Annotated in this window: 15 protein-coding genes and 1 pseudogene; 11 read left to right on the top strand and 5 right to left on the bottom strand. The window is 71.5% G+C overall.

Annotation, left to right across the window (positions count from 1 at the left end):
- The first annotated feature begins 35 nt into the window (after positions 1-35).
- From ACZ41I_RS07255 to ACZ41I_RS07245, 3 genes and pseudogenes are all read left to right on the top strand, one after another.
- Positions 36-1,007, top strand: a complete 972-nt coding sequence (locus tag ACZ41I_RS07255; protein WP_363219027.1) for an LLM class F420-dependent oxidoreductase — start codon at positions 36-38, stop codon at positions 1,005-1,007.
- Positions 1,008-1,068: 61 nt separating this feature from the next.
- Positions 1,069-1,738: pseudogene (locus ACZ41I_RS07250) on the top strand (hypothetical protein); the annotation flags it as partial.
- A gap of 98 nt (positions 1,739-1,836) precedes the next feature.
- Complete coding sequence (locus tag ACZ41I_RS07245; protein ID WP_363219028.1) at positions 1,837-2,262, top strand: SsgA family sporulation/cell division regulator; 426 nt, start codon at positions 1,837-1,839, stop codon at positions 2,260-2,262.
- A gap of 37 nt (positions 2,263-2,299) precedes the next feature.
- Here ACZ41I_RS07245 and ACZ41I_RS07240 read toward each other — a convergent pair whose 3' ends face one another.
- Together ACZ41I_RS07240 and ACZ41I_RS07235 are read right to left on the bottom strand one after the other, a co-directional pair.
- On the bottom strand, positions 2,300-2,845 hold the full coding sequence (locus tag ACZ41I_RS07240) for a DUF6328 family protein (RefSeq protein ID WP_399762510.1): 546 nt from the start codon (positions 2,843-2,845) through the stop codon (positions 2,300-2,302).
- 52 nt (positions 2,846-2,897) lie between these two features.
- Complete coding sequence (locus ACZ41I_RS07235) at positions 2,898-3,881, bottom strand: aldo/keto reductase (protein ID WP_399762512.1); 984 nt, start codon at positions 3,879-3,881, stop codon at positions 2,898-2,900.
- Between the two features lie 151 nt (positions 3,882-4,032).
- Here ACZ41I_RS07235 and ACZ41I_RS07230 point away from each other — a divergent pair, with 151 nt between their 5' ends.
- The 3 genes from ACZ41I_RS07230 (at position 4,033) to melC2 (ending at position 7,320) form a co-directional block, all read left to right on the top strand.
- Positions 4,033-5,751, top strand: coding sequence for a cholesterol oxidase substrate-binding domain-containing protein (locus tag ACZ41I_RS07230; RefSeq protein WP_468513440.1), 1,719 nt, complete (start codon positions 4,033-4,035; stop codon positions 5,749-5,751).
- Between the two features lie 327 nt (positions 5,752-6,078).
- The gene (gene melC1 / locus ACZ41I_RS07225; protein WP_363218449.1) at positions 6,079-6,465 is read left to right on the top strand and encodes an apotyrosinase chaperone MelC1; all 387 of its coding nucleotides are present in this window, start codon (positions 6,079-6,081) and stop codon (positions 6,463-6,465) included.
- Between the two features lie 36 nt (positions 6,466-6,501).
- Entirely contained in the window at positions 6,502-7,320 is an 819-nt protein-coding gene (melC2, locus tag ACZ41I_RS07220) for a tyrosinase MelC2 (RefSeq protein ID WP_468513400.1), read from the top strand.
- Between the two features lie 39 nt (positions 7,321-7,359).
- On the opposite strand, the gene ACZ41I_RS07215 is transcribed toward melC2, so the two are convergent.
- Entirely contained in the window at positions 7,360-8,052 is a 693-nt protein-coding gene (locus ACZ41I_RS07215; protein WP_468513399.1) for a ribonuclease H family protein, read from the bottom strand.
- 62 nt (positions 8,053-8,114) lie between these two features.
- Positions 8,115-8,909 (bottom strand): VOC family protein, encoded by a 795-nt coding sequence (locus ACZ41I_RS07210; protein ID WP_363218452.1) that lies wholly within the window; start codon positions 8,907-8,909, stop codon positions 8,115-8,117.
- A 405-nt stretch (positions 8,910-9,314) separates the two neighbouring features.
- Between ACZ41I_RS07210 and ACZ41I_RS07205 the strand changes: the two genes are divergently transcribed.
- From ACZ41I_RS07205 to ACZ41I_RS07190, 4 genes are read left to right on the top strand one after another with little or no spacing between them, the layout of a single operon-like run.
- Positions 9,315-10,757, top strand: coding sequence for a family 2B encapsulin nanocompartment shell protein (locus tag ACZ41I_RS07205; RefSeq protein ID WP_399762519.1), 1,443 nt, complete (start codon positions 9,315-9,317; stop codon positions 10,755-10,757).
- Between the two features lie 14 nt (positions 10,758-10,771).
- A complete protein-coding gene (locus ACZ41I_RS07200; RefSeq protein WP_468513398.1) occupies positions 10,772-11,824 on the top strand; it encodes a family 2 encapsulin nanocompartment cargo protein terpene cyclase in 1,053 nt (350 codons plus the stop codon).
- Between the two features lie 45 nt (positions 11,825-11,869).
- Positions 11,870-12,748 (top strand): geranyl diphosphate 2-C-methyltransferase, encoded by an 879-nt coding sequence (locus ACZ41I_RS07195; protein WP_468513397.1) that lies wholly within the window; start codon positions 11,870-11,872, stop codon positions 12,746-12,748.
- Positions 12,749-12,801: 53 nt separating this feature from the next.
- Positions 12,802-13,710, top strand: a complete 909-nt coding sequence (locus ACZ41I_RS07190; RefSeq protein ID WP_468513396.1) for an aminoglycoside phosphotransferase family protein — start codon at positions 12,802-12,804, stop codon at positions 13,708-13,710.
- A 25-nt stretch (positions 13,711-13,735) separates the two neighbouring features.
- On the opposite strand, the gene ACZ41I_RS07185 is transcribed toward ACZ41I_RS07190, so the two are convergent.
- Positions 13,736-14,218, bottom strand: a complete 483-nt coding sequence (locus ACZ41I_RS07185) for a VOC family protein (protein ID WP_468513395.1) — start codon at positions 14,216-14,218, stop codon at positions 13,736-13,738.
- Between the two features lie 121 nt (positions 14,219-14,339).
- Here ACZ41I_RS07185 and ACZ41I_RS07180 point away from each other — a divergent pair, with 121 nt between their 5' ends.
- Complete coding sequence (locus ACZ41I_RS07180; protein WP_468318254.1) at positions 14,340-15,539, top strand: epoxide hydrolase family protein; 1,200 nt, start codon at positions 14,340-14,342, stop codon at positions 15,537-15,539.
- Positions 15,540-15,655: the final 116 nt, after the last annotated feature.

The following is a 15,655-nucleotide window of genomic DNA, read 5'->3' as shown; positions in this document are numbered from 1 at the left end:
CGTTTTCGGGCCGCCGACCCGGGGACACACCTCTTATGGTGCAAATCGGATACACGATGATGACCGAGCAGGCCGGCCCACGGGACCTGGTGGACCACGTGGTCCGAGCCGAGGAGACCGGGTTCGACTTCTCGGTGATCTCCGACCACTACTTTCCGTGGCTGCGCTCGCAGGGCCACTCCTCGTACGCGTGGAGCGTGCTGGGCGCCGCCGCCCAGGCCACCTCACGGATTCCGCTGATGACCTATGTGACCTGCCCGATCCTGCGCTACCACCCGGCGATCGTGGCGCAGAAGGCGGCCACGGTGCAGCTGCTGTCCGAGGGCAGGTTCCGGCTCGGGCTGGGCGCGGGCGAGAACCTCAACGAACATGTGGTGGGCGGTGGCTGGCCCCCGGTGGACGTGCGCCACGAGATGCTCGAGGAGGCCGTGGGGATCATCCGCGCGCTGTTCGAGGGCGGCCACGTCACCCACCACGGACCGCACTACGACGTCGAGTCGGCCCGGCTGTGGGATCTGCCGGACCCACCGCCGCCGATCGGCATCGCCGTCTCCGGCGAGCAGTCCTGCAAGCTCGCCGGGCACCTCGCCGACCTGGTCATCGCGACCGAACCGAAGCAGGGGCTGCTGGAGGCCTTCGACCGGCACGGCGGCAGCGGCAAGCCCCGGGTCGGGCAGTTGCCCGTGTGCTACGACCCCGACCGGGACACGGCGGTCAAGCGCGCCCACTCCCAGTTCCGCTGGTTCGGGCTCGGTTGGAAGGTGAACGCCGAACTGCCGCACCCCGACTCCTTCGAGGCAGCGACCCAGTTCGTGGACGAGGACGACGTCGCCTCCTCGATCCCGTGCGGCGACGACCCGGACGCCTTCGTGGAGGCCGTACGGCCCTACGCCGAGGCCGGGTTCGGGGAGATCGCGCTCGTGCAGATCGGCGGCGACACGCAGCCGGAGTTCCTGGACTGGTCGGCGAAGACCCTGCTGCCCGCGCTGCGGGAGGCCTTCGGCTGACCACCGGCCCGACGGGCCCCTACAGGCTCTCCTGTCCGCGCCCGCTCCCGGGTACGGTCCCTTGAGCGTCCTCGCAGGAGAGTCATCCGTGATCCTGGTCGTCGACGCGTCCGAGACGTCCGCCGCGGCCGCGCTGATGGTGGCCCGCAGCGTGCCCCCGGAGCGGGTCAGCTACTACAAGGCCTGGGACCGGGCCGCCGACGACGGGCTGGTCCCGCATTTCGAGGCCCTCCAGCCGGGCCAGGAGGCAGACCTGCCGGACGCGGAAGTGTGGCGGAGCTGCTACGTCTCCCGCACCAGCGCGAACTCCGAGCGCGGCACCGCGATCGCCGAGGCAGCCGAGGACGAGGGCATCCGCCCGACCAGGCGCTGGAGGTCGCCGAGAACCCGACCGCGCTGCGCGCGGCGATACTCGCCGACCCCTCGACCGCCCGTGCGGCCCGCGCCGCCCTGCTGGACCGGCTGCGGGAGGATCCCGAGCTGCAGGCGGAGCCGGCGCGTGACGTCGTACGCACCGACGACCTGAAGAAGGCCGTCGCGACCGGGAGCCGGGCCGCCGACCGGATCGGGTATTTCCGGCCGAGCTGCGCGAGGAGGCCGAGCGGCATCTGTCACTGATCGACGAGCTGGAGGACGGCGAGGACACCGGCGAGTGGGCCACCGAGGCTTACGACACCATGAAGTCGCTGGTCGCCGAGGCCGTCGAGGCCGACCACGAACTGCGCGTCCAGTCCGGCGGGAATCCGCGGAATCAGTCACACGGGTGAGCATCCCGGGCGGCACCGGGGTACTAGAGGGCTCTACGCCGATTGTTGCCGGAGGCCCTCGCATGAACTCGTTCGTGCACACGACGCTGGTGGTGCAGCTGCGCGCGGAAGGCACCAGCCGGTGTCCCGTGCTGGCCCATCTCAGTTACGACACCGACGACCCGTTCGCGGTCACCGCCGTCTTCGGCCACGACGGCCGGGTACTGGCCTGCTGGCGGCTGGACCGGGAGATGCTCTGCGACGGTCTGGTCCGGCCGGTCGGCGCCGGGGACGTGCGGCTGCGGCCGGCCGCGACCGGTGCGTGGCACGAACTGCGCATGGAGTTCCTCGGGGACGTCCGGCCGGACGGCAGTCGGCACCGCGCGGTGGTGTTCGCCTGGGCGCCCGCGGTCGCCGCGTTCCTGCGGGAGACCCACCGGATCGTCCCGCCGGGCCGGGAACGCGTCCCGGTCGACGAGCTGGTGGCCGAGATCCTCTCCGCGGGCTGAGCGGCCGTGGTCAGGCCCGCGGGTCCGGCCGCCGGTGCTATGCCGGGCCCCGGCCGGGCGCGCCGCCGTCCGGCCGCCCGCGCGCGGCGCCGTCGGACGAACGGGCCGTGTGCCGGTGGCGGGCCCACAGCGGCAGGCCGTACCAGCAGACCAGGTACCAGACGACCACGGCCGTCACCAGATACGGCACATAGCCGTCGTGGGTGGCCACGCGCAGGATCAGCAGCAGCGAGGACGCCATCGTCACCAGGAGCATGACCAGGCCGACGAACGTCATCCGGGACGCCAGCCGTACCGCCTGCGGTTTCACGCGGCGGCCGGATACCAGGCGGTGCAGGGACACCGGTCCGATGAGGGCGCCGGTCGCGCAGGCGCCGAGGACGACGGTCACGATGTAGATGACCTGGTCGGCGTGGGGCAGCGTGGCGTACTTCGGCTGGAAGACGACGGTCAGCAGAAAGCCGAACAGGATCTGCACGCCCGTCTGGGCGACCCGGACCTCCTGGATGAGTTCGACCCACATCCGGTCGGCCCGCTCCTCCTCGGTCTCGTTCCGCCCTCTGCGCCGTCCTTCCTGCGTCATGCGGTGCGGGTAACCGCTCGGCCGTTCGTTCAAACGACGCGTGCCCCGACGACTACCAGCGGTGTTCGACCTGGTCCTTGATCCGCCGCTCGTACAGGTCACGGATCGCGGTGAACGTCTCCTCGGGCAGCGGGGGCAGCTTGGCGGCGGCCGCGTTGGCGCGGGCCTGCCCCGGGTTGCGGGCGCCGGGGATCACCGTGGTCACGCCGTCCTGCTCGATGATCCAGCGCAGGGCCAGCTGGGCCGGGGTGTACCCCTCGGGGGCCAGCGCGGCGAACTCGGCGGCGGCGTCGACGCCGGTGTCGTAGTCGACGCCGGAGAAGGTCTCGCCCTGGTCGAACTGCTCGCCGTGCCGGTTGAAGGTGCGGTGGTCGTTGGCCGCGAACACCGTGTCCTTGGTGTACTTGCCGGACAGCAGGCCGGAAGCGAGCGGCACCCGCGCGATGATGCCGACGCCGGCCTCGCGGGCCGCGGGCAGCACCTCGTACAGGGGCTTCATGCGGAAGGGGTTGAGGATGATCTGCACACTGGCCACATGCGGCCGCCTGATGGCGGTGAGCGCCTCGGCGCAGGTCTCCACGCTCACCCCGTAGGCCGCGATGCGCTCCTCTTCGACCAGGGTGTCCAGGGCGTCGAACACCGCGTCGGAGGAGTAGACGGGCGTCGGCGGGCAGTGCAGCTGGACCAGGTCGATGCGGTCGACGCCGAGGTTGCGGCGCGAGCGGTCGTTCCAGGCGCGGAAATTGTCCAGGACGTAGTTCTCGGGGATCTGTTCGACCCGGCGGCCCATCTTGGTGGCCACCAGCACATGCAGGTCGGGCCGGCCGCGCAGGAAGGAGGCGATGGTCTCCTCGCTGCGTCCGTCGCCGTACACGTCGGCCGTGTCGAAGAAGGTGACCCCGGCCTCGGCCGCCGCCTCCAGGACGGACAGGGCCTGCTTGTCGTCCACGTCGCCCCAGTCGGCGCCCAGCTGCCATGTGCCGAGACCGACCACCGATGCCCACTGCCCCGACCTGCGGATTGCGCGTTCGTCCATGGCGCCAGTCTGTCATCCGGCGCGGGAGCAGGCGGAACGGTCCTCTCCGGCGGGCAGGCCGTGTCTCCATCACCCACTTGGGTGAGATGGGCCGGCGTCACGCCGAGAACCCCACAGTGGAACCTAGCGTGGCCGTGTGATCGATCGTTCGATGGACAACCATCCTTACCCCGACGGCGGTTCGGGCCCGCTCAGCCGGCGCGGTCTGCTGCGCAGCGCCGCCGCGCTGGCCGCCGTACCGGTGCTGATCGCGGCCGACCCGGCGGTGGCCGCTGCCGAACTCCCCGGGTTTCCGGCGCCGGTGGCGCTGTACCGCTCGGCGTACCGCAACTGGGTGGGCGAGATCACCGCCGACGGGTTGTGGGCCTGTGCACCGGCCGGGCCGGAGCAGGTGCGGGACGTCGTCAACTGGGCCTGGCGCAGCGGCTGGCGGGTGCGGGCGCGGGGCTGTGCGCACGGCTGGTCCCCACTCACGATCACCGAGGGGACGCCGGCCGGCTCCCGGGTCCTGCTGGTCGACACGGCCCCGCATCTGACCGGACTGGTGCTGGAGCCGGACTCGGCAGTCCGCGCCGGCGCCGGAGTCACCCTGGAGGCCCTGCTCGCCTTCCTGGAGGGGCACGGGCTGGGCCTCACCGCCACACCGGCGCCGGGCGACCTGACGCTGGGCGGTGCCCTGGCGATCGACGCGCACGGCACCGCCGTACCGGCCGACGGCGAAAGCCCGCTGCCGGGGAGCACGTACGGCTCGCTCAGCAACCGGGTGCTGGAGCTGACGGCCGTGGTGTGGGACGCGGACCGCGGGGCGTACGTACTGCGCACGTTCCGCCGGGACGAGGCGGACTGTGCGGCGCTGCTCACGCATCTCGGCCGGGCCCTGGTGACCGAGGTGGTGCTGCGGGTCGGTCCGGACACCCCGCTGCGCTGTGTCAGCCGCACCGACGTCCCGGCCCGCGAACTGTTCGCGGCGCCCGGCTCCGGCGGCCGGACCCTGGAGAGCTTTCTGCGGCGCTCGGGCCGTGTCGAGGCGATCTGGTTCGCCTTCACCGAGTTCCCGTGGCTCAAGGAGTGGAGTGTCGCGCCGGTGCGGCCGGCCGGCTCACGGCACGTCACCGCGCCGTACAACTACCCGTTCTCCGACAGCCTGCCGACGCCCGTGGCCGATCTGGTGGGGCGGCTGGTGGCGGGCGCCGCCTGGTACCTGGCGCCGGAGCTGGGCGCCGCGCAGCTCACCGTGGCCTCCCTGGGGCTTGCGGCCACGGACTCCGCCGACCTGTGGGGCCCGTCGAAGAACACGCTGCTGTACCTCCGGCCGACCACGCTGCGGGTGACCGCGAACGGGTACGCGGTGCTCACCGGCCGGGCCGGAGTCCAGCGCGTGGTGCACGAGTTCACGCGTGTCTACAGGGAGCGACTGGCGGCGTACGCGGCACAGGGGCGTTTCCCGGTCAACGGCTCGGTGGAGATCCGGGTGACCGGTCTCGACGACCCGGCCGACTCCGGCGTGTCCGGCGCGCAGGCCCCGCTGCTGTCCGCGCTGCGCCCGCGCCCGGACCACCCCGAGTGGGACACCGCGGTGTGGCTGGACGTGCTCACCCTGCCGGGCACGCCGTACGCGGAGGCGTTCCTGCGCGAGCTGGAGCGGTTCCTGCTGACGACGTACGACGGCGGGGCCGCGCTCGCCCGCGTGGAGTGGTCCAAGGGCTGGGCGTACACGGCGGACGCCGCCTGGAGCGACGCCGGGGTGCTGGGCACGGCCGTGCCCGGCACCTTCGGGCCACAGGAGTGGGCGGAGGCGGTCGCGAACCTCGACCGCCTGGACCCGCACCGGGTGTTCGGGAACGCCTTCCTGGACCGGCTCCTGCGCTGACCGCGCCTTCTGCACCGCGCCTGCGGGCGGTGTGCGGGACAGCGGGCCGCCCGGGTGTCCGATCGCGTCAGTCTGACGTGGTGAGCCGGGCCACTCGGGCGGACGGCGGACGGCAAGTAACAGCGTGAACGCGGTCGTCGCGGCAAGGAATTCCCCGTTCCGGAGCGGATCCCGACCCGTACACGACAAGATCATCTTTGTTCAACCCTGTACGACATGTGGGTAATTGTCCGAATCGCAGCCAACCGGTTCCGGGCGATTTCTTCCCGTCACCGAGCCCCCGATAGGCATGCGTGGTCACCACCGGAACACTCCAGGAGGACCCGCATGCCCGACCTCACCCGGCGCCGCGCGCTCACCGCGACGGCCGCCCTCGCCGCGACGGCCACCGTCACCGCCCTCGCGGCGCCCACGGCCTCGGCCGCCGGACACGACCACTCCATGCCGATGCCGGACACCTTCAGCGAGGTCTACAAGGGCCGCCGGATACAGGGCCGGCCGATGACGACGGGCTCCGGCGGCCACCACCACGAACACGGCGGCGGCTACGAGGTGTTGATCGACGGCGTGCAACTGCATGTGATGCGCAACGCCGACGGCAGCTGGATCAGCGTCGTCAGCCACTACGACCCGGTGCCCACCCCACGCGCCGCCGCCCGCGCCGCGGTCGACGAGCTGCAGGGCGCCCCGCTGCTGCCGTTCCCCGCCAACTGACCGCCCCCGCCAAGGACTTCCGGAGCACCGCGCACCATGACCGTACGCAAGAACCAGGCCACCCTGACCGCCGACGAGAAGCGCCGGTTCGTAGGCGCCGTCCTCGAACTCAAGCGCAACGGACGCTACGACGAGTTCGTCCGCACGCACAACGCCTTCATCATGTCGGACACCGACACCAGTGAGCGGACCGGCCACCGCTCGCCGTCCTTCCTGCCCTGGCACCGCAGATTCCTGCTCGACTTCGAACAAGCGCTGCAGTCGGTGGACCCCTCGGTCGCGCTGCCCTACTGGGACTGGAGCACCGACCGCACGGTGCGGGCCGCGCTGTGGGCGCCGGACTTCCTCGGCGGCACCGGGCGCAGCAGCGACGGCCGGGTGATGGAGGGCCCGTTCGCCGACTCCGGCAAGTGGCCGCTGAACATACGCGTCGACGGCCGTACGTTCCTGCGCCGCTCGCTCGGCACCGCCGTACGCGAGCTGCCGACGCGCGCGGAGGTGGAGTCGGTGCTGTCCATACCGACGTACGACATGGCGCCGTACAACAGCGCCTCGGACGGGTTCCGCAACCACCTGGAGGGGTGGCGCGGGGTCAATCTGCACAACCGGGTCCACGTCTGGGTCGGCGGCCAGATGGCCACCGGGGTCTCCCCCAACGATCCGGTGTTCTGGCTGCACCACGCCTTCGTCGACAAGCTGTGGGCGGAGTGGCAGCGGCGGCATCCGGGCGCGGCCTACGTGCCGGCCGGCGGCACGCCGGACGTCGTGGACCTGAACGAGACGATGAAGCCGTGGAACGACGTGCGCCCGGCGGATCTGCTGGACCACACGAAGTTCTACACCTTCGACAGCTGACCACGGCCGACGGCGACCGAGACGGCCGAGGCGGGCTGATCAGGCCTCGGCGGTCCGGCACTCCGGGTGGCCCCAGCCCTGCGCGTTCTTGGCGATGGACTCGCCGGCCGCGTAGGAGCGGCCGCACAGGCAGCGGCCGGGGAACTTCGCCTTGATCGTGCGGGAGGACGCCCCGCCGCCGGCGCGGCGGGGCGCCTTCTTGCGCGGGGCGGCCGCCTTCGGGGTGTCGGGCGACGGCGGCGGCTCGGGCGAGCCGAGCGCGCTGCCGGCCGCCTCCTGGACGGTGGCGGCCTGGCTGGCGGCACGGTCGGCGAAGTCGTTCAGCGGGTCGCCGTCGACCTGGTGGGCCGGGACATAACGGAAGTCGACCGACCGGCCGTCGAGCAGCGCGTCGATGCGGACGACGAGATCCTGGTTGGCGACGGGCTTGCCGGCCGCGGTCTTCCAGCCGTTGCGCTTCCAGCCGGGCAGCCAGGTGGTGACCGCCTTCATCGCGTACTGGGAGTCCATCCGGATCTCCAGCGGCACGTCCGGCGCGACGGCCGTGAGCAGCCGCTCCAGGGCGGTGAGTTCGGCGACGTTGTTGGTGGCCCGGCCGAGCGGGCCGGCCTCCCAGCGGGCGGCGGTCCGCTCGTCGTCGGAGATCACCCACGCCCATCCGGCCGGTCCGGGGTTTCCCTTCGAAGCCCCGTCGCACGCGGCCACCACACGTTCACGCATATGCCCGATCATGCCATGGTCACGCGGGTGACCGTGCCGCGTCGTGCCGCGGGCCGCCTGGCCGGGGGCGCAGGTCAGACGTCCGTGACGGTCGGCATCTCCCCTTCCCTGGTCGTGATGTCGATCACGGAGAAGTTCGCACCCTGCGGATCACCGAGGGCCGCGAACCGGCCGAAGGGGCTGCCCATCGGCCCGAAGCGGAGGACACCGCCGAGCTTGGTGGCGCGGGCCACGGCCTCGTCGCAGTCGTCGACGGTGAAGTAGACGTTGATGTACGACGGCACCTCGGGCGGGAAGTCGTCGGTCATCCGCATCCGGCCGAGGACCGTGTTCTCGCCCACGTCGAACATCCGGAAGTCGACGGCGTGGTCGTCGATCTGCTTCATCCGGTACGGGAAGACGCCGGAGAAGAAGGTGTCGGCCTTCTCCGGCTCACGGGTGAAGACCTCGGCCCAGCAGTAGGCGCCCGGGACCGCGGTCGCCTCGAAGCCCTCGTGGGTGCCGCCCTGCCAGACGCCGAACACGGCTCCGCTGGGCTCGCGGGCCAGGCACATCGTGCCGAAGTCGCCGACCTGCATCGGCTCCATCAGCACCTCGCCGCCGTTCTCGCGGATCTTCTCCGCGGTGGCGGCGGCGTCCGGCGAGGCGAAGTACAGGCACCACTGCGACTGACCTTCCTGGCCGGGCATGGGCGGGACGACGGCGGCCACCGCCTTGCCGTCCGCGTAGGCCTGCGTGTAGTTCCCGTACTCCGACGACGACTCGCCGAAGGTCCAGCCGAGGACGTCGGCGTAGAACCGCTTGGCTCCCTCGACGTCGCTGAACATCGCATCGGCCCAACAGGGCGTTCCCTCGGGTTGCACGGCCATGCTCGCGGCCCTCCTGGTCTGTGTCGCGTACGGCTGGTCCCCCGCTGCAGTCGGTGTGTCCCGAAGCTCACGCTAGCCATCCGGTCTTCGGGCCGCGCGCCGGACGAGGGGATCGCCGGGCCGCCGAGGCCGTCCGGTGCCGCTCGTCACGGAGGGTGACCCACCCTGCACCGGGCCGGCGGGAGGTGCGCACCACGGGCGCGGGGGCGAAAGCCCGGCGCGCATCCACCCACGCGCCCCCCTTGCTGCCACCATCGACAGGTTTGCACCACCAGGTGATGAAAGAGCCCCTTTTCGCGCCTTTCCCAGCGATCATGCGGCCTGTTTGGCTGTCCGTGCACACCACCACCTGGCACACCACCGCTCGATCCCGTCACCCCTGTTCATCGCTCTGCTGGAGGCAATGTGACCACACCGGACAGCGCCACCGGTCCCGCCGTCGACGAACCCGCTCCCGATCCCGGGGCCGACGGGCAGCTCACCAGTCTGAGCACCCGGGCTGCCCGTCAGCTCACCACGACCACCAAGTCCGAACCGCAGATGCAGGCCATCACCTCGCGATGGCTGCTGAAGACGCTGCCGTGGGTGGACGTCAAGGGGGGCACCTACCGGGTCAACCGCCGACTGACGCTGCGCACGGGGCGCGGCCGGGTGCACTTCGAGCAGAACGGCGCCGACGACATCCGGGTCATCCCGGAGACGCTGACCGAGCTGCCGATCCTGCGCGGCTACCCCGACATCGACGTGCTGCGGGAGATCGCCGGCCGCTTCCAGCCCCGTGAGGTGCGCGCCGGGCAGGTGCTGTTCGAGGCCGGCCAGCCGGTGACGGAGGCCTACCTGGTCGTGCACGGCCGGTTCACCCGCTACACCGCCGGCAAGTACGGCGACGAGGAGATCACCGGGGTCGTCACCGACGGCGACCAGATGGGCGACGAGGCCGTCGGCCAGTCCGACCCGCTGTGGCTGGCCTCGGTGCGGGCCGAGACCGCGGGCGTGGTGCTCGCGCTGCCCTGGGCCGTCGTGCAGGAGTTCACCGAGCGGGTGCCCTCGCTCGCCGCGCACCTCCAGGCATACGTCGAGCGGCAGAACCGGCCCATGAACCGCAAGGGCGAGGCCGAGGTGCCGGTGCAGGCCGGCCATGTCGGCGAGCCCACGCTGCCCGGTGGCTTCGTGGACTACGAACTCGCCCCGCGCGAGTACGAGTTGTCCCTCACCCAGACCGTGCTGCGGGTGCACACCCGGGTCGCCGATCTCTACAACCACCCCATGGACCAGACCGCGCAGCAGCTGCGGCTGACGGTCGAGGAGATCCGCGAGCGCCAGGAGTGGGAGCTGGTCAACAACCGGGAGTTCGGGCTGCTGCACAACGTCGACTACGGCCAGCGGATCAGCACCTTCACCGGCCCGCCGGTGCCCGACGACCTGGACGAGCTGCTGTCGATGCGGCGCAAGACCAAGGTGTTCCTGGCCCATCCCAAGGCGATCGCGGCGTTCTTCCGGCAGTGCAACCGGCGCGGACTGGTGCCGGGCACCGCAAGCGTCGACGGCCATGAGGTGCCGGCGTGGCGGGGGGTGCCGATCTTCCCGTGCAGCAAGATCCCGATCAGCGACGACCACACCACGAGCATCATCGCGCTGCGCACCGGCGAAGCCGACCAGGGTGTGATCGGGCTGTACCCGACCGGCATCCCGGAGGAGTACCAGCCGGGACTGAACGTCCGGTTCATGGGCATCGACTCGGCCGCGATCGTCAACTACCTCGTGACCGCCTACTACTCCCTGGCGATCCTCGTGCCCGACGCGGCCGGGATCCTGGAGAACGTCCAGATCGGCCGGTTCCCCGAATGACGTCCGAGCACTCCATGAGCACACCCGCCCCCTCCTACACGCTGCCCGGGCCGCCCAACATCGCCCAGAGCCTGCGCAGGCCCCGCCGCACCGGCGCGATCCCCGGACTGCACTACCAGCCGGCCGTCCCCGCCGACCCGGAGAAGGCGGCCGAGATCGACCGCCGGCTGGAGACCTGGGCCCGGGAGCTGGACCTGTTTCCCACGGCCTGGAACTGGGACTTCTCCGGCTTCCAGTTCGGCCGGGCCGTCGTACTCCAGCACCCGGGCGGCCTCGACCTGGACCGGCTCACCGCCGCCGGGAAACTGCTGCTCGCCGAGAACATCGTCGACTCGTGCTACTGCGAGGAGGACGAGGGCAGGGGCGGATCGCGGCGCGGTCTGGCCGGCCCGCTGATCATCGCCCAGTCGGCGCTCGACCCCTTCCACGGTGTCCCGGAGCTGGAGGAGGAGTGGCGCCACGGCATCCAGGCCGACGGCCCGCTGCGCTCGTACCACTTCGCGCTCGCGGACTACGCCACCTTCGCCACGCCCAGCCAGACCGACCGGTTCGTGCACGACGTCGCCCGGCTGCACCTGGGTTATCTGGGCGAGGCCGCCTGGATGGAGACGAAGTACGTGCCGCGGGTCTGGGAGTACCTGGTGATGCGGCAGTTCAACAACTTCCGCCCGTGTCTGTCACTCGTCGACGCCGTGGACGGCTACGAGCTGCCCGAGCAGGTCTACGCCCGCCCCGAGATCCAGCGGATCACCGCCCTGGCCGCCAACGCCACCACGATCGTCAACGACCTGTACTCCTTCACCAAGGAGCTGGCCAGCGACCCCACGCACCTGAACCTGCCGCAGGTCGTCGCCGCCAACGAGCGGCGCGGTCTGAAGGCCGCCTATCTGAAGTCCGTCCAGATCCACAACCGGATCATGGAGGCCTTCGAGGAGGAGGCGGCCCTGCTGTCCGCCACCTCGCCGCTGGTGGAGCGCTACGCCCGGGGGCTCGCCGCCTGGGTGTCGGGCAACCACGAGTGGCACGCCACCAACACCCACCGCTACCACCTGCCCGACTACTGGTAACAGCCACTTGCGAAACACCGTCACATGCGCTCAGAGGAGTCCTCGTTGACCACTGCCCCCGCCACCCGGACCACGCCCGCTCCGGTCCCGGCCCAGTCCATCTACCAGAGCCGGGTCGCGGACTACTGGAACGCCGAGGAGAACCCGGTCAACCTCGAACTCGGCAAGATCGACGACCTGTACCACCACCACTACGGCATCGGAGAGGCCGACCGCTCGGTGCTCGACGAACCCGATCCGGAGCGGCGCCGGGCACGCGTCACCGCGGAACTGCACCGCCTGGAACACGCCCAGGCCGAACTGCTCGCCGCCCACCTCGGGCCGCTGGCCCCAGCCGACCGGGTCTTCGACGCCGGCTGCGGCCGGGGCGGCGGAAGCGTCGTGGCGCACCTGCGCTACGGCTGCCACGCCGACGGCGTCACGATCTCCGCCAAGCAGGCCGAGTTCGCGAACGAGCAGGCCCGCGCCCGGGGCATCGACGACAAGGTGCGCTACCACCACCGCAACATGCTCGACACCGGCTTCGCGTCGGGAGCGTACGCGGCGTCGTGGAACAACGAGTCCACCATGTACGTCGAGCTGGACCTGCTGTTCGCCGAGCACGCCCGGCTGCTGCGCCGCGGCGGACGCTATGTGGTGATCACCGGCTGCTACAACGACACCTACGGACGGGCCTCGCGCGAGGTGTCCCTGATCAACGCGCACTACATCTGCGACATCCACCCGCGCTCGGAGTACTTCAGGGCGATGGCCCGCAACCGGCTGGTACCGGTGCACGTCCAGGACCTGACCGAGGCCACGATGCCCTACTGGGAACTGCGCAAGCAGGCCGACCATCTGGTCACGGGCATCGAGGACACGTTCCTCGACGCCTACCGCAACGGCAGCTTCCAGTACCTGCTGATCGCGGCCGACCGGGTCTGAGCCGAGAAAACCGTGTGGACAGCGAGGGCTTCGAGACGCTGTCATGGGCCGCGATGACTGCCCATGACAGCCGGACTCCACCGAAGATGCACGCGGACGAGGCCGACCTCGACGCCCCGCTGGTCAGGCGGCTGATCGCCCGCCGGTTCCCGCACTGGGCCGCGCTGCCCGTACGGCGGCTGGCGTCCTCCGGGACCGAGAACGCCATGTTCCGCCTCGGCAGCGACCTGCTGGTACGGCTGCCCCGGCGGCCCGGCGCCGTACCGGATCTGACGCACGAGCAGCGCTGGCTGCCCCGGCTCGGGCCGCTGCTGCCGGTCGCCGTGCCCGAACCGGTGGGCGCCGGCGAACCGGACGAGGGCTATCCATGGCCCTGGTCCGTCTACCGCTGGCTCCAGGGATGCAATCCGGTGGCCGGCACCGTCAGCGAGCCGGAGCGGCTCGCCGAGGACCTCGGGGCGTTCGTGCGCGCGCTGCGCCGGATCGCGCCGCAGGACGGGCCGCCCGGATACCGGGGCGGCCCCTTGCGGGACCGGGACGAGCCCACCCGGGCAGCCATCGCCGAGCTGGGCGGGCGGGTCGACGGCGGCGCGGTCACGGCCCTGTGGGAGCAGTCCCTGCAGGTGCCGGCCCACACCGGGCCGCCGGTGTGGGCCCATGGAGATCTCTCCCCCGGGAACGTGCTGGTCGACGAGGGCCGGCTCAGCGCGGTCATCGACTTCGGCTGCGCGGGAACGGGCGACCCGGCCGTGGATCTGATCGTGGCCTGGAACCTCCTGCCCGCCTCCGTCCGGGACACCTTCCGCGAGGCCGTCGGCGCCGACGACGCGGAATGGGCGCGCGGGCGGGGCTGGGCGCTGTCGATCTCGCTGATCCAGCTGCCGTACTACTGGGACACCAACCCCGTCCTGGCGGAGAACTCCCGGCATGTGATCACGGAGATCCTCGCCGAGGCGGGGTGACGGCCGGGGAGCCCCCGGAGGTCCACTACTCCCCCGCGTACGCCTTCTCCAGCGCGGCGACGTCCAGCTTGCCCATGCTCATCATGGCCTTCATGGTGCGGGCCGCCTTCTCCTGGTCGGGGTCGCCGAGCAGGTCGGGCATCCGGTCGTAGACGACCTGCCAGGAAACCCCGTACCTGTCCTTGAGCCAGCCGCAGGGGCCGCCCTCGCCGCCGTTCTCGGTGAGCCTGGTCCAGTAGTAGTCGATCTCGCTCTGGTCGGCGCAGAGGATCTGGAAGGAGATGGCCTCGTTGAAGGTGAACTGGGGGCCGCCGTTGAGCGCGATGAACTTCTGGCCGTTGGCCGTGAACTCGACCACCAGCACGGAGCCTGCCGGGCCGGGACCGGCCTCGGTGTGGCGGCCGATGCGGCCGATGCTCGAGTTCTTGAAGACCGAGACGTAGAACTCGGCGGCCTCCTCGGCCTGGCCGTCGAACCACAGACACGTGACGAATCCGTCGGTGGTCATGAGTACCTCCTGGGCGGGGAACGCGGTCATCGGTGTGGACCGGTCCTCGCGGCGAAACTCATCGGCGGGAGCGCCGATTACTCCGTGCGGGTGAACGGGGTCCCCGCCTAGCATCCCGATCATGCCCTCCACACCTGCCGAACGCATCGAACCCTTCCGGCTGTCCGTCCCACAGAGTGACCTCGACGACCTGTACGACCGACTCGACCGCACCCGCTGGCCGGCCGAACTGCCCGGAGCCGGCTGGGAGTACGGAGTCCCGGCCGGCTATCTGCGGGAGCTGGTCCGGTACTGGCGGCACGAGTACGACTGGCGCGCCGCCGAGGCCGAGCTGAACCGGTGGCCGCAGTTCACCACCACCATCGACGGCGCCACGGTCCACTTCGCGCACGTCCGCTCCCCGGAGCCGGACGCCACACCTCTGCTGCTCACCCATGGCTGGCCGGGCTCGATCGTGGAGTTCCTGGATGTGGTCGGCCCGCTGACCGACCCCGTGGCGCACGGCGGGGACGCGGCCGACGCCTTCCACGTCGTGGTGCCGAGCATCCCCGGCTTCGGGCTGTCCGGGCCCACCACCGAGCAGGGCTGGGAGGCGCGCCGGGTGGCCGACGCCTGGGCGGAGCTGATGCGGCGGCTCGGCTACGAGCGGTTCGGGCTGCAGGGCGGCGACTGGGGCGCGGGTATCTCGCGCGAGCTGGGCCGCGTCCATCCGGACCGGGTGATCGGCGTCCACCTCAATCTGCTGCCGGGCGCGCAGGCGCTCAGCGAGCCGACCGAGGAGGAGCTCGCCGCGCTCGGCCCCGAGGAGCGGGAGCGGACGCTGCTGTCCTGGCGCCGGTGGGACGCATGGTTCCGCGACGGCGCAGGGTACGCCGCCCTGCAGTCCACCCGTCCGCACACCCTCGGCTACGCCCTGACGGACTCACCCGTCGGCCAACTCGCCTGGATCGTCGAGAAGTTCCGGGAGTGGGCGGACTGCGAGGACCTGCCGGAGGATGCGGTGGACCGGGACCGGCTGCTGACCAATGTGATGCTGTACTGGCTGACCGGTACGGCGGGTTCGTCCGCCCGCATCTACTACGAGCGGGCCCACGTCACCGGCGCCCGGGCCGCCCGACCGGCCGCGCCGTCGACCGCGCCGACCGCGCTGGCCGTGTTCCCGGCCGACCCCCAGATTCCACTGCGGCACAAGGCGGAGCGCACCGAGAACCTCGTCCGCTGGACCGAGTTCGACCGCGGCGGCCACTTCGCAGCGATGGAGGAGCCGGACCTCCTGATTCCCGACATCCGGGCCTTCTTCCGCCGGCTCCGCGAGAAGTGACACGCCCGCCGGGTGGCGCGGCCGGGGCATCTCGGGTGGTCGCCGGGCCGCCGGTGATCCGCCCTGGCGGGTCGGGCCAGGTGATCCCAGGGCCGCCGGGTAAGTGCCCCGGCGGG

This window comes from Streptomyces sp. NPDC030799, assembly GCF_055572255.1.
Note: the sequence above shows the minus strand (reverse complement) of the source record. Positions and strands in the feature narration are given on the sequence as shown.